Genomic DNA, 12,304 nt, shown 5'->3' with positions numbered 1-12,304 from the left:
GTACGTCGACTACGTGCGGGTCTACACGCAGGGCAGCTCGACCACCACCACGGCCTCGTGGACCAGCAACAACATCGCGGGCAACGTGATCCGCCATGCGTCCAGCCGCGGCCGCATCGACCCGGCGGGCAGCGTCTCGCCGTTCGCGGACGGCAACTGGACGATGGTGCCGGGCCTGGCCGGCGGCGGCGTGTCGTTCCAGTCGCAGAACTTCCCGAACAATTACCTGCGGCACCGCAACGGCGAGGTGTGGCTGGACGCGAACGACGGCTCGACGCTGTTCCGCCAGGACGCGACCTTCAACCAGCGCACGGGCCTGGCGAACGGCGGCGCGACGTCGTTCGAATCGTGGAACTTCCCGGGTCGCTACCTGCGGCACCGCAACTCGCTGCTGTACGTGGAGAGCATCTTCAGCGACCTGGACCGCCAGGACGCGACCTTCGCGCGTTCGCCGCTGCTGTCGGGTGCGGCCAGCGCGATCACGCTGGAGGCCGAGAACTACGCGGTGATGCAGGGCATGACGGCCGAGGCCTGCACCGAGGGCGGCCAGAACCTGGGTTACATCGACGCCAACGACTGGGTGGTGTGGGACCTGAACCTGCCGGCCAGCGGGACCTACACGGTGCAGTACCGCGTGGCCAGCCAGAGCGGCGGCGGATCGCTGCAGCTCGAAAGCGCGGGTGGGGCGCCGGTGTACGGCAGCCTGGGCGTGCCGTCGACCGGCGGCTGGCAGAACTGGACCACGATCTCGCACCAGGTGCAGTTGAGCGCCGGGCAGCAGCAGATCGCCGTGAAGGCGCTGTCGGGCGGGTGGAACCTGAACTGGGTCCGGATCAGCCGCTGATCTGGACGCGCGACCGCGTTCGTTGTAAACAGGCCGGCCCTTGACTTCAGAGGAGACGCAGCATGGACCGGTTCACGGGGGGATGCCTGTGCGGCGACGTCCGCATCGTGGCATCGGGGCGGCCCTACCGGGTCGGCCTTTGCCATTGCCTCGACTGCCGCAAGCACCACGGGGCACTGTTCCATGCGTCCGCGATCTTCCCGCAGGACGCGGTGGCGATCGAGGGCGAGACACGCGACTACGCGGGTCGGTTCTTCTGCCCGCGCTGCGGCTCATCGGTCTTCGCACGCAGCGCCGACGAGGTCGAGGTGAACCTGGGATCGCTGGACGCCCCGGACCAGCTGGTGCCGACCTACGAGAGCTGGATCGTCCGCCGGGAGTCCTGGCTGCCGGCGTTCCCGCTCTCAAGGCGGTATGAGCACGATCGAGACGCCTCGGGTCGGTTCGAGGTGTAGAGGGCGCGTCTGGTCCCGTTGATTTCACGCCTTGTGGCCCTTTGACGGTACCCGAGGCCGTGCCACTCTCGCCTCCCGCTGCATTCATTTTCGACAGGGAGAAAAACTCGCCATGGGCAACGAGAAGATGGTCGATGTCAACGGTGTGCAGATCTGCACCGAAGCGTTCGGGGACCCTGCGCATCCTGCCGTGCTGCTGATTGCCGGCGCCGCCAGTTCGATGGACTGGTGGGAAGACGCCTTCTGCGCGCGGCTCGCGTCGCAGCAGCGCCACGTGGTTCGCTACGACCTGCGCGACACGGGCCGCTCGTCGGCATGCGAGGCAGGCCGGCCCGACTACACCGGCTTCGATCTCGTGAAGGATGCGGTGGGCGTGCTCGACGCACTGGGCCTGCCGCGCGCCCACGTCGCGGGCATCTCGATGGGTGGCGGCCTGGCCCAGCTGCTGGCCCTGGAGTTTCCGGCCCGCGTCGCATCGCTGGCCCTGTTCTCGACCAGCCCCGGCGGCACCTCGCGAAACGGCGACCTGCCGCCGATGCTCGACCGCATGAAGGCGGTGTTCGAGCACCCGGCCGAGCCGCCGGACTGGTCCGATCGCGAAGCCGTGATCCGCTACATCGTCGACAGCACGAAACCGTTTGGCGGCACCTGCACCGCCAGCGACGCGGCACTGCGCGCGGTGGCCGCCCGCGTCGTCGACCGCACGAGCGACATCGCGGCCAGCCTGTCGAACCACTGGCTGCTCGAGCCGGGCCACGGGCCGTGGCGCGCCCGGCTGGGGACGCTTCGCGTGCCCACGCTCGTCATCCACGGCACCGAAGACCCGTTGTTCCCGGTGGAGCACGGCGTGGCCTTGTCGAAGGAGATCCCCGGCGCGACGCTGCTGCTGCTCGAAGGGGTGGGCCACGAGATGCCGCCCGCACCGGTGTGGGACCGTGTCATCTCGGCGCTGGTGCGGCACACCGCCGAACCGACGGACACCCGGGAGCCGCCGCGATGACCGGCACGCCGCGCGCCCGGGCGCTGTGTTTCGCCGACCACTACGATGCCGAGCTGCGCCTGCACAACGAGCGGCTGCGGGCTGCCACGGGCATCGTCCCCACCGACCAGGTGCTGGACATCGGCTGCGGCGGCGGGCAGACCACCTGCGACGCGGCGCGGGCCGCCCACGCGGGCAGTGCGCTCGGGGTCGACATCTCCGATGCGATGCTCGAGCGCGCACGCCGCCGCACGGCGCAGGAAGGCCTGTCCAACGTGGCCTACGAGCTGGGCGACGCGCAGGTCCACCGGTTCCGGCCCGCCCATTTCGACGTCGTCATCAGCCGCTTCGGCACGATGTTCTTCGGCGATCCGGACGCCGCCTTCGCCAACATCGCGCGCGCGGCGCGGCCCGGGGCGCGCCTCGTGATGATGGTGTGGCAGGGCGCCGACCGCAACGAGTGGACGGGCGCGATCCACCGCGCGCTGTCGGGCAGCACGGCCCCGGCGTACCCGCCGGGCGGCGAGCCGCCGGCCTTTTCGCTGGGCGACCCGTCCAGGGTCGAGGCCCTCCTCGGCGCCGCCGGGTTCACCGGGGTCGGCCTGGCCGAGGTGCGGGAACCCGTCTACTACGGCCCGGACGTCGCCAGCGCCTTCGAACTCGTCTGCGACCTCAAGACGGCGAAGGACCTGCTTGCGAAGCACGAGCCCGCCGCGGCGCAGCGTGCGCTGGCGAGGTTGCGCGAGATGCTCGCGGCGCACCTCACGCGCGACGGCGTTCTCTTCGACTCGCGCGCATGGATCGTCAGCGCGCGGCGCGCGGCGGCGTAGCGCGGCCGCTGGCCTTCGCCGGCGACGGCCTGCTCGTTCACGCCGGGTTCATGGCGGCGAAGGTGGCCTCGTAGCGGCCATCGCGCTCGGACCAGCGGCGAGCGAAATCCCGCTCGAGCAGAACCTCGCCGCGCGGGGTGTCGCCGGCCTCCAGCAGCCGGAGCACCTCGGCCACGTAGTCGGGCAGGGGCATGGCACGTGGATCGCAGGCTTGCCGGGCTCCGGTGAGTTCGGTCTGCACGTAGGGCGGAGACAGTTCCAGGACTTCCACCGGAATGGAACGCAGCTGGTGCCTCATCGACTGCAGCCAGGAATGCAGGAAAGCCTTGCTGGCGCAGTAGGTCGGGAAATCAGCGCGCGGCACGAAGGCGAGGGCGGAGCTGGTGGCCAGCAGGGTCGCATGCGGCTTGCCCTTGATCAGCGGAAGCACGGCCGCAGCGATGCGTATCACGCCGAGGATGTTCGTTTGCACGATGGCTTCCGCGTCATCGGCACGCCAGGCATCGCACGCCATGTCTTCGGCGCGCGAAATGCCGGCGTTGGCAAACATCACGTTCAGTGCGGGAAAGCGGTTGTGCAGCTCGAGGGACAGCCGCGACAACGAGGCCGCGTCGTTGACGTCGAGTTGCAGGCCCGCGAGGCCTGGCCTGGCGCTCGTGATGTCGTCGAGCAGGGCTTGGCGGCGGCCGGTGACGATGACGCGGTTGCCCAGGTCGTGCAGGGCCTCGGCCAGTGCGCGGCCGATGCCGCTGGTGCCGCCAGTGACGAGGATGGTGTTGCCGGTGATTTTCATGAAGGGTGCAGGAAGGCGGAAGACAGGACCCTGTGGTCATCGAAGGGTGCGGCTGGCGCTCAGCGTTCTCGTCGTCGAAAGTCCGACACCATCAGCCACAGTGCCGAGACGAGGAAATAGAACGCGCCGAATGCGGCATACGGAGCGATGTCGGCCATGCTGGGCACCTTGGGCTCGTTCGCCTGCTTCAGGAAGAACGCGCCCGCGAGCGCGGACTGCGCCCCGCTCAGGATCATCGCCCACTGCGCTCCGTGGCTCTTCCAGCGTCGCACGCCCGTGGCGAGCTGGAAGATGCCTGAGAGCACCGCCCAGACGCCGAACACGCCGAGCACCGCATTCATGCCCATGCCGAGCGCGATCGCCACGGCCACTGTGGCCAGGCCGCTCACGACCACGTTCAGCAGTTGGGTGGGGTTGTGCCTCAGCCCGCCGTTGCGCTGCGCGTCCACCAGGTTGGCCGCGGCGTCCCAGGCGGGATAGCCGACGAGCAGGACGGCTGCGATCGACGGAACGCTGCGGCCGATCGTGAACGCGGCGATGACCCACGCGACCGAGAACGCCGCTCGCGTGAGGTAGTAAGGCTTCAGCCAATGGTTCCCCTGTGCGGGAATCGGATCGGTCATGTGTTTCTCCTGTGGTGTTCGAATGCCGGCATGCCGATTCACATCGGCGGGACGACGCCGTTCTTCCCGACGATCAGTCGTGCGGCGGAAAGGCTGCCATTCGCGTCCTTCTCGGCGGGGATGAAGACGACGGCTCCGGGCTTGACGTCCCCGGGCGTGGCCGGTGCGAGGGTGACGACCGGCGTGCCCTGCGGGATGGAGATCTTTTTCTCCTGGCCGTGGTAGTTCAGCGTGACGGTGCTGCCATGGACCGACGTGACGGCATCGGCCACGGTGGCGTTGGTCATCGTGCTGTCGGGCTTCAAGTCCCAGCCGAAGCGCCCTTCGCCCATGCCCTTCATCTGGGGCGGCAGGATCAGCACTTCCAATGCGCCATCGCCACCTTCCGATTTCGGCACGGAGGCGATGCCCACGTAGTCCCCGGCCTTGATGTCGCCGATGCCGGCGTTGGCGACGGCCGAGACCATCCAGCCGGTCTTGAGCGTCACCGTCACAGCCTCGCCTTCACGGGACTTCACCTGAAGCTGGTCGCCGGTCAGCGCGACGACCGTGCCGCGCACGCGCACCGGTTCGACCGGACCGGCGGCGCATGCCGACGAGAGCACGTTGGCGGCGAGCAGTGCGCCGGTCGCTCCGATGGCGAGAAGCTTGGAAAACTGGGGAAAGGGCATTGAGATCTCCGATGCGACACGAGGTCGCGAGGTCAGGGCGCATGGGTCATGAGAGGCTCGAAAGCTGCGCCGCCGTGGCTTTCGAGAGGAGGCTATCTACCAGTTGGTAGAACGTTCAGGCAAATGAGGGCCCAAGAGGACGCCGGCTGAGCGCCGACTAGGCGGCAGGAAGCAACAGCGCCACGCCGCGTTGGACGATCGTGGCGAACACCTCGGGATCGCCATGCACGCGGGCGGCCAGCATGCCGCCGTGGACCGTCGCCATCAGGGCCATCGCCTCGGATTCGGCAGCCCCGCGCAGGCGGAAGCTTCCCTTCGCGGCGCCCACCGTGAGAAGCGATGCCAGCCAGGCCGCCAGGTCGCTGAAATGCCCGCGCACCTCGGTTGCCACTTCATCCGGAATGGCCGACAACTCCGAAGCGAGCATCGCGCAGATGCAGAACGGTGCCGCGCCGTCGCGGATGCAGGTTTCCCAGTACCCGGTGTAGGCACGCAGCCGTGCGAGCGGGTCGGCGATGTGCTGCTCGATCGCTGCCAGGCCGCCCCGGCTTTCCTCGCGGTACAGCTTCACGACGGTCCGGACCAGTTCCGCCTTGCTGGGAAAGTGATGGTGGATGCTGGCCTTGCTGATGTGCACGGCCTCCGAGATGTCGGCGTAGCTGAAGCCGTTGTATCCGCCTGCAGCCAACAGGTTTCGGGTGCAGGCAACGATCTCGGCGGCTTTGGGGGAGAGGTCCGTCTGTTCCATGCGAACAGTCTACCATCTAGTTGGATGACGCGTTTGACGGGCAGTTCATCCCGCCGCAGAGTGTTGACGCATCGCATATGCCTGACTAAAGTCAGATATATGGATGCGGATGTGATCGCCCGAGTGCGCAGGTTCAACCGTGCCGTCACCGTCGAGGTGGGCGCGCTCGACACCTCCTTCCTCGGTCGCGGCCGGCCTCTCGGTGCCGCGCGCGTGCTGAATTCGATCGGGCGGGGGATCGCGGACGTGGGCCGCCTGCGCGAGTCGCTGGGCCTCGACTCCGGCCTGACCAGCCGGCTGCTGCGTGGGTTGGAGGAGGAGGGCCTGGTCGAGACCGTCGCCCATCCCGACGATGCGCGACGCCGGGTCGTGCGTCTCACGCGCACGGGCCAGCGGGAGTTCCGGGCCTACGAGAAGCTGTCCGATGACCAGGCCGGCGCGATCCTGGCGCGCCATCCGCATCCTGAAACGCTGCTGGCAGCAATGGACCTGATCGCCTGCGCACTGCTGCGCGACCGCACCGTCGTCGAGGAAGCCCATCCGAAGGGCGAGCCCGCCCGGGCCTGCCTGAAGGCCTATTACGACGAACTCGCGCGGCGCTTCGCATCCGGATTCGACGTCGCGCGCTCGCGCGACCCGGATGCCGCCGACATGATCCCGCCGCGCGGCACCTTCCTGCTCGCCTGGTCGGACGGGCTTCCCGTGGGCTGCGTGGGCCTCAAGGGCGATGGCCGCGACCTGGCGGAGGTCAAGCGGCTGTGGGTGGCCCCGGCAGCGCGTGGCCAAGGGCTGGCGCGCCGCCTCATGGCCGCCATTGAAGACGCCGCGCGCGAACTGGGCATCCGCGTGCTCCGCCTCGACACGAACAGCGCCCTGCCCGAAGCCATCGAGCTCTATCGGAAGACGGGCTGGGTCGACATCCCGCGCTTCAATGACGATCCCTATCCGGACGCCTTCTTCGAGAAGCGGCTGCAGGCCGGTTAACGCTGCACAGCGCCTGGATCCCGGGCGATCTGCCGCGGTGTCTGCCCGAGGAAACGCTTCAGCGAATGCGTCAGGTGGGCCTGGTCGGTGAATTCGAGCTCGGCCGCAACCTGCGACGGCGCCTGGCCCAGGCGCAGCAACCGGGCGGCCTCGTGGGCCCGGGCGATCTGCTGGAACGCCTTGAGGCCGAGGCCGGTGACCTCCGCGAAGTGGCGTTGGATGCTGCGCTCGTCGAGCCGCTGGCGCACGCCCTGCAGCGCTCGCGAGACGACCGGGTCACGCTCCAGCAGGCCCTTGCGCGACAGCGCGGACACGAACTGCTCGACGTTGTCGAAACTGGGCACCTCGAAGCGGTCCGGGCCGATCCAGAAGCTGCGATCGTCTTCGACCGGGCAAGCCACGCCCTGGTTGAACGTCAATCGCCCCGGCAGGCGGGGCATGTAGACCTCGGGCTTGAAGGCGATCGTCAGCATCTCGTCGCCGGCCTGGCTGTCCACCGCGAGAGGCGCCGCGATCTGTCCGGTCTGGATCACCATCAGCCGGCCGCCGCCGCGGCGCACGAACAGCAGGTCCCAGGAGCCGTCGGGCAGGGCCACCTCGCGTGCATCGCCGGCGTAGCGGGCCTGGCGGACCTTCGCCACCAGGGGCGAGTCCGCCGCACGCTCTTCTTCAGCGATCGTTCCTTCCGAAAGGGGCATCTTGCGCTTGCAGTCCGACGAAGAAGCGGCGCAGGTCTTCGATGACGAGTTGCGGATCGGTCTCGTTGGCGAAGTGGCCGCCGCGCGGCATCTCGGACCACTGTAGCACCCGGGTGTGGGAGCGGGCCACGAAGCTGCGGACCGAGCGGAAGTCGTTCGGGAACACGGCCACGGCGGTCGGCGTGGGGTTGGGCAGCTCGCGGTAGCCGGCGCCGCTGGCGGCATTGGCCAGGTAGAACTCGGCGGCCTGGCCGCCGGTGCCGGTGAACCAGTACAGCGACACGTGCGTCAGGAAGCGGTCGCGGTCGACCTCGGCGATGCGCTCGCCTTCGAAGCCGAAGAACAGCTCGGCGTTCCACGAGAGCAGGGCGGCCGGGGAATCGACCAGCCCATAGGCCAGCGTGCCGGGGCGCTTGGACTGGATGTCGACGTAGCCGGCGTACTTGCGGAAGTACTCCAGGCTCTTGAACCCTTCCATCTCGAACGCGGACAGGCCCTCCATCTCGCCGGGGCTGCCTTGGGGGAAGGCGAAGACCTGCTGCACGTGCACGCCGGCCAGGCCCTCGGGCGCGAGGATGCCCAGCTCGCGCGCCACCAGCGCGCCCACGTCGCCGCCTTGCGCGCCATAGCGGGTGTAGCCCAGGCGCTTCATCAACGTGTCCCAGGCCGCTGCGGTGCGGGCCGCATCCCAGCCGGTGGCGGCCAGTGGCGACGACAACCCCATGCCCGGCACCGACGGAATCACCAGGTCGAACGCGACCGAAGCGTCGAGGCCATGGCTGCGCGGATCGGTGAGCGGCCCGATCAGGTCCAGGTACTCGGCCGGGGAACTGGGCCAGCCGTGCGTCAGGATCAAGGGGAAGGCGTTGGGTTCCTTCGACTTGATGTGCATGAAGTGGATGGCCTGGCCGTCGATCTCGGTCATGAACTGCGGATGGCGGTTCAACCGGGCCTCCTGGGCGCGCCAGTCGAACCCATCGGCCCAGTAGGCGGCCAGCTCGCGCACCAGCGCGAGCGACTGCCCATGGCCGAAGCCCGGGTCCACCGGCTGCGGCCAGCGGGTGGCGGCGAGGCGGCGCTGCAGGTCGAGGATCTGTGCTTGTGCGATCTCGATGCGGAACGGGCGGATCGTCGTGTTCATCGTGGCTCCTTGCGGTGATCAGTGGTGAGGGCTCCACTGTCGGGCAAGGGCGCTTTGCGATCTTGTAGAAAACCGACGTCCTGCAAATTGCCATCCTGGTTCAGCGCATCAGCAGCCCGGGTGGTCGGGATCAGCATTCTGCTGATTGAAGTTCCGCGGCCGATGTGGGCTACTGGAGCCATCCGACGATGGAGTTCCAGGTCCACTGACCGGTCATCACATGCAGCACGCAGACAAGACGTCGAAGCCGGTGGCTGACGCACCGAAAGGGCCAGCCGCCGCCCACTCCGGGCTGGACAACGGGCTGCAGGCCGCCATTGACAGGTCGCCGCGCATGTTGGTGCAGCGCCGTGCTCTCGACGCCGCATTCGGCAGTGCGATCCAGCGCGAGACCCGCGGGTTGGAAGACGAGCCACCGCTGCAGGCGCGCGTCAACGAGACCGGCATGCCCGACCCGTTGAAAGCCGGCATCGAGTCCCTCTCAGGCATGGACATGTCCGACGTCCGCGTTCACCGCAACTCCGGCATGCCTGCGCAGTTGAATGCCTTGGCCTATGCCCAGGGCCATCACATCCATCTCGGGCCCGGGCAGGAGCAGCACCTGCCGCATGAGGCCTGGCATGTGGTTCAACAGAAGCAAGGCAGAGTCGGCGCCACGGTCCAGGCCATGGGCGTGTCGCTCAACGATGACGAGGCCCTGGAGCGCGAAGCCGACGTGATGGGCTCGAAATCAGTCCAGATGATGCATGGCGATCACGTTGCGGCGGCGCCGGCGGCGGGCAGGGCGGTGCCGTCGACGGCGGGCCAGGGGCCGATCCAGCGGTACACCACCAAGCCGAACGGGCTGAGCGTCGCGGGTGAACTGCACACCAAGTCGCAGGAACACCGGCAGCTCGAAGCTGCCTTCGCAGGACACGTGAAGAAGGTCGAACCCTCCATGCGCTGCTACTGGGAGGAGCCCCAGAAGCCGGGGACCGGAAGCCTGAAAGGCGAGCCGGCCTCTTCAGAGCATCCCGACCACTTCATTGCCTGGGACATCGACCGGATGAAGCATCATTTCGCCCTCATCCGGTCGGTGCTGCACAGCCTGCCCGTGTCGATCGGGAAACCGGCGATCCTCGACATGGTGCAGGCCGCCCAGGTTGCGCTGTCTGCCAAGAGCATGCTGGAGACCCTCGACTTTCTCGAGGGGGATCTGAAGTCGCGAGACCAGGCCTTCAGCAAGGTGGGCAAGGCCTTCGACGGCATGAAGAAGGAATACGGCGCCATCTTCGGTCGCCTGCTCGCCGGCGCCACGGATCGTTCCCTGGACGCGTCGCTGCTCGAGGCCTTTCACGAGGCCAAGTTCCCCCAGGCCCTGGAGACCATCGACTTCGAGATCTCCCGGTTGCTGCCCGACTTGTCCGAGACACGGAAGACGTCCTACGACTTCACGCGAACCGTCGCCATGAGCAAGTTGGCCAGCGAGATGAAAAACGTCGAGGGCGTCTGGATGATCGGCGAGTACCACGTCCAGGAAATCCAGGAGCACCTCGGCGGCAAGGTCGACTACGACCTCGTCTGCGCGAACGACTTCAACGCCGACGTCAAGGCCTACGCTGAGAGCGTCGGCGCAAGCAATGTCGGGGTCGATCACCTGGGCGAGCTGCTCACCCTGTCGCGCAAGCTCTCGACGAATCTCGACTACTTCGTGCGCGGGCTGGACAAGAAGGGAAGCATGGAGGCACGGCTCGCTCGCTGGGGGCGGTGCATGGACGTGCTGTTCGCCCTCGAAGCGCTGGTTCGGGCAGGCCTCGCCAAGGCGAAGGTGGAGACGCGGTTGCCCAAAGGCGTCCGGCTGCAAGACCTCCTCGAACTGGTGGAGACGATCAAGAAAGGCCTGGACAAGGAGCGGGAAGCAACCCTGGCCTATGACCTCGAGAGTGTCGATGCCGTCCTGCCCGACGATCTCTATGCGCTGGTGCGTGACCCGGAAGTCCTGAAGGCCGCAAGGGATCTCAACGTGCTGAGCGGTCTGGCCGAGTTTTCATCCACCTAGACACCTCATCGCGTGAACCCGAGAGGCGGCGCGCGGCGGCCGATCACCGTGGCCTTGACGATCGATGTGTTGGTCTCGGCCTTGTCGGTGATGAGATCGAGGATCTCATCGAGTTGCGCGATCGAGCGCACGTGCATGCGCGCGATGAAGCAGTCCTCGCCGGTGACCTTGTCGCACTCGCTGATCTCCGGCAGCGCCTGCATCAAAGCCTGGACGTCGCGCAGATGGCCGGGCAACGGTCGAACCCGGACGATGGCCTGGAGCTGGAAGCCGAGGGCCTGCGGGTCGATGTCCACGCTGTAGCCCCGAATCACACCGCGCTCCTCGAGGCGTCGCAGCCGCTCGGACGTGCTCGGCGAGGACATCCCGATGCGCTGGGCGAGATCCTTCAATGAGATGCGCGCGTCGCAGGCGAGGATGCCGAGGATGGAGCGGTCGGTGGCGTCGATCATGGCGGGACGGTCAAAGAGACAAGGTGCCTCGCATTATTAGGTGTCCATTCGATATCACCTAACAAATGGCATTCAATGCTCGAGCCGCCTGTGCAATTCTCCGAGGAACTCGAGAAATTGCCTCATGACAATCAGCAACACAAGCCGCGGTGCGATCGAGATGACGCTGGCGATGGCGATCTCCGGCACGATCGGATGGTTCGTGGTTCGCTCCGGCCGGCCCTTGCTCGAACTGCTCTTCTGGCGCTGCGTGTTCGGGGCCGCGACCCTGGCCGTCGTTTGCGGCATCCGTCGTCATTTTCGACGCGGCCTTTCGCTTCGGATGACCGCCTGGGCGGCGTTCGGCGGGGTGGCGTTGGTGCTCAACTGGCTGCTGATCTTTGCGTCGTTCTCGCACGCGTCGATCTCGGTCGCCACCGTCGTCTACAACACGCAGCCCTTCATGCTGGTCGGCCTGGGTGCGTTGTTGTTCGGCGAACGGCTGACGGCCGACAAGCTCGCATGGCTCGCGCTGTCGTTCACCGGCGTGCTGCTCATCGCGTGGGGGCAGGGCGCCAGCGGTCACCCGGGCGCGCGCTACGTCGTCGGCATCCTGATGGCCCTGGGTGCAGCCTTCTTCTACGCTGTCGCTGCCCTGGTCGCGAAACGGTTGCGAGGGACCTCGCCGGAATTCATCGCGCTGATCCAGGTGGGCGTGGGCATCGCGATGCTCGCGCCGTTCGCGCGCCTCAGCGACCCGCCGGTGGATGCCGGCACCTGGGGGACGCTGGTCACCCTGGGGGTGGTCTATACCGGCCTGGTGTTCGTGCTGCTCTACGGCGCGATTCAAAAGCTGCCGACGTCGACAGTCGGTGCGCTGTCGTTCATCTACCCGCTCGTGGCACTCGTGGTGGACTACGCGGTCTTTGCACAACGCCTCGGATTCTTCCAATGGGTCGGCGCTGCCGCGATCCTGCTGGCGGCCGCAGGCTCGACGCTGGGCTGGTCCCGGCAGAAGGCCGGGACGGTTGTTCGGCGTGCCGCGCAAGGTTGACGCCAGCGCAGATCG

The 12,304-nt window shown here is 67.7% G+C and carries 15 protein-coding genes; 7 read left to right on the top strand and 8 right to left on the bottom strand.

Features of this window, described 5'->3' with window-relative positions; genetic code table 11:
• From AC1DYN_RS03475 to AC1DYN_RS03460, 4 genes are all read left to right on the top strand, one after another.
• On the top strand, window positions 1-844 hold an 844-nt coding region (locus tag AC1DYN_RS03475), incomplete at its 5' end, for an AbfB domain-containing protein (RefSeq protein WP_477957706.1).
• Window positions 845-906: 62 nt separating this feature from the next.
• Window positions 907-1,299 carry a GFA family protein gene (locus tag AC1DYN_RS03470; protein WP_477957705.1) on the top strand — a complete coding sequence of 131 codons (393 nt, stop codon included), beginning with the start codon at window positions 907-909 and terminating at the stop codon, window positions 1,297-1,299.
• A 112-nt stretch (window positions 1,300-1,411) separates the two neighbouring features.
• The gene (locus AC1DYN_RS03465) at window positions 1,412-2,299 is read left to right on the top strand and encodes an alpha/beta fold hydrolase (RefSeq protein ID WP_477957704.1); all 888 of its coding nucleotides are present in this window, start codon (window positions 1,412-1,414) and stop codon (window positions 2,297-2,299) included.
• Entirely contained in the window at window positions 2,296-3,108 is an 813-nt protein-coding gene (locus AC1DYN_RS03460; protein ID WP_477957703.1) for a class I SAM-dependent methyltransferase, read from the top strand. Before AC1DYN_RS03465 ends, AC1DYN_RS03460 begins: the two co-directional genes overlap by 4 nt.
• A gap of 37 nt (window positions 3,109-3,145) precedes the next feature.
• Here AC1DYN_RS03460 and AC1DYN_RS03455 read toward each other — a convergent pair whose 3' ends face one another.
• The 4 genes from AC1DYN_RS03455 to AC1DYN_RS03440 form a co-directional block, all read right to left on the bottom strand.
• On the bottom strand, window positions 3,146-3,901 hold the full coding sequence (locus tag AC1DYN_RS03455) for an SDR family oxidoreductase (RefSeq protein ID WP_477957702.1): 756 nt from the start codon (window positions 3,899-3,901) through the stop codon (window positions 3,146-3,148).
• A gap of 59 nt (window positions 3,902-3,960) precedes the next feature.
• The gene (locus AC1DYN_RS03450; protein WP_477957701.1) at window positions 3,961-4,524 is read right to left on the bottom strand and encodes a DUF308 domain-containing protein; all 564 of its coding nucleotides are present in this window, start codon (window positions 4,522-4,524) and stop codon (window positions 3,961-3,963) included.
• Between the two features lie 38 nt (window positions 4,525-4,562).
• Complete coding sequence (locus AC1DYN_RS03445) at window positions 4,563-5,195, bottom strand: hypothetical protein (RefSeq protein ID WP_477957700.1); 633 nt, start codon at window positions 5,193-5,195, stop codon at window positions 4,563-4,565.
• A 157-nt stretch (window positions 5,196-5,352) separates the two neighbouring features.
• Window positions 5,353-5,943, bottom strand: a complete 591-nt coding sequence (locus AC1DYN_RS03440; protein ID WP_477957699.1) for a TetR/AcrR family transcriptional regulator — start codon at window positions 5,941-5,943, stop codon at window positions 5,353-5,355.
• 99 nt (window positions 5,944-6,042) lie between these two features.
• On the opposite strand from AC1DYN_RS03440, the gene AC1DYN_RS03435 reads away from it, so the two are divergent.
• On the top strand, window positions 6,043-6,927 hold the full coding sequence (locus AC1DYN_RS03435; protein ID WP_477957698.1) for a GNAT family N-acetyltransferase: 885 nt from the start codon (window positions 6,043-6,045) through the stop codon (window positions 6,925-6,927).
• On the opposite strand, the gene AC1DYN_RS03430 is transcribed toward AC1DYN_RS03435, so the two are convergent.
• Genes AC1DYN_RS03430 through AC1DYN_RS03420 form a run of 3 tightly spaced genes read right to left on the bottom strand, consistent with a single transcriptional unit; the run spans window position 6,924 to window position 8,903 of the window.
• Complete coding sequence (locus tag AC1DYN_RS03430; protein WP_477957697.1) at window positions 6,924-7,568, bottom strand: helix-turn-helix domain-containing protein; 645 nt, start codon at window positions 7,566-7,568, stop codon at window positions 6,924-6,926. The two genes, AC1DYN_RS03435 and AC1DYN_RS03430, sit on opposite strands and share 4 nt — an antisense overlap.
• A 28-nt stretch (window positions 7,569-7,596) precedes the next feature.
• Window positions 7,597-8,766, bottom strand: coding sequence for an epoxide hydrolase family protein (locus AC1DYN_RS03425; RefSeq protein WP_477957696.1), 1,170 nt, complete (start codon window positions 8,764-8,766; stop codon window positions 7,597-7,599).
• Window positions 8,763-8,903, bottom strand: a complete 141-nt coding sequence (locus tag AC1DYN_RS03420) for a hypothetical protein (RefSeq protein ID WP_477957695.1) — start codon at window positions 8,901-8,903, stop codon at window positions 8,763-8,765. The genes AC1DYN_RS03425 and AC1DYN_RS03420 overlap by 4 nt, the downstream gene beginning before the upstream one ends.
• 83 nt (window positions 8,904-8,986) lie before the next feature.
• On the opposite strand from AC1DYN_RS03420, the gene AC1DYN_RS03415 reads away from it, so the two are divergent.
• The gene (locus AC1DYN_RS03415) at window positions 8,987-10,804 is read left to right on the top strand and encodes an eCIS core domain-containing protein (RefSeq protein ID WP_477957694.1); all 1,818 of its coding nucleotides are present in this window, start codon (window positions 8,987-8,989) and stop codon (window positions 10,802-10,804) included.
• Window positions 10,805-10,809: 5 nt separating this feature from the next.
• On the opposite strand, the gene AC1DYN_RS03410 is transcribed toward AC1DYN_RS03415, so the two are convergent.
• On the bottom strand, window positions 10,810-11,256 hold the full coding sequence (locus AC1DYN_RS03410) for an Lrp/AsnC family transcriptional regulator (protein WP_477957693.1): 447 nt from the start codon (window positions 11,254-11,256) through the stop codon (window positions 10,810-10,812).
• A 124-nt stretch (window positions 11,257-11,380) separates the two neighbouring features.
• Here AC1DYN_RS03410 and AC1DYN_RS03405 point away from each other — a divergent pair, with 124 nt between their 5' ends.
• Window positions 11,381-12,289, top strand: a complete 909-nt coding sequence (locus AC1DYN_RS03405; RefSeq protein WP_477957692.1) for a DMT family transporter — start codon at window positions 11,381-11,383, stop codon at window positions 12,287-12,289.
• Window positions 12,290-12,304: the final 15 nt, after the last annotated feature.

The sequence above is a fragment of the Rhizobacter sp. P2_D12 genome, assembly GCF_056404395.1.
This window is presented reverse-complemented; position numbering and strand designations above follow the sequence as displayed.

Excerpts from the sequence above, each read along its gene's own strand:
- AC1DYN_RS03450 (WP_477957701.1), bottom strand. The coding sequence starts at position 4,524 with ATGACCGATCCGATTCCCGCACAGGGGAACCATTGGCTGAAGCCTTAC.
- AC1DYN_RS03435 (WP_477957698.1), top strand. The coding sequence starts at position 6,043 with ATGGATGCGGATGTGATCGCCCGAGTGCGCAGGTTCAACCGTGCCGTC.
- AC1DYN_RS03410 (WP_477957693.1), bottom strand. The coding sequence starts at position 11,256 with ATGATCGACGCCACCGACCGCTCCATCCTCGGCATCCTCGCCTGCGAC.
- AC1DYN_RS03420 (WP_477957695.1), bottom strand. The coding sequence starts at position 8,903 with ATGCTGATCCCGACCACCCGGGCTGCTGATGCGCTGAACCAGGATGGC.
- AC1DYN_RS03440 (WP_477957699.1), bottom strand. The coding sequence starts at position 5,943 with ATGGAACAGACGGACCTCTCCCCCAAAGCCGCCGAGATCGTTGCCTGC.
- AC1DYN_RS03445 (WP_477957700.1), bottom strand. The coding sequence starts at position 5,195 with ATGCCCTTTCCCCAGTTTTCCAAGCTTCTCGCCATCGGAGCGACCGGC.
- AC1DYN_RS03465 (WP_477957704.1), top strand. The coding sequence starts at position 1,412 with ATGGGCAACGAGAAGATGGTCGATGTCAACGGTGTGCAGATCTGCACC.
- AC1DYN_RS03415 (WP_477957694.1), top strand. The coding sequence starts at position 8,987 with ATGCAGCACGCAGACAAGACGTCGAAGCCGGTGGCTGACGCACCGAAA.
- AC1DYN_RS03470 (WP_477957705.1), top strand. The coding sequence starts at position 907 with ATGGACCGGTTCACGGGGGGATGCCTGTGCGGCGACGTCCGCATCGTG.
- AC1DYN_RS03455 (WP_477957702.1), bottom strand. The coding sequence starts at position 3,901 with ATGAAAATCACCGGCAACACCATCCTCGTCACTGGCGGCACCAGCGGC.
- AC1DYN_RS03460 (WP_477957703.1), top strand. The coding sequence starts at position 2,296 with ATGACCGGCACGCCGCGCGCCCGGGCGCTGTGTTTCGCCGACCACTAC.
- AC1DYN_RS03405 (WP_477957692.1), top strand. The coding sequence starts at position 11,381 with ATGACAATCAGCAACACAAGCCGCGGTGCGATCGAGATGACGCTGGCG.
- AC1DYN_RS03425 (WP_477957696.1), bottom strand. The coding sequence starts at position 8,766 with ATGAACACGACGATCCGCCCGTTCCGCATCGAGATCGCACAAGCACAG.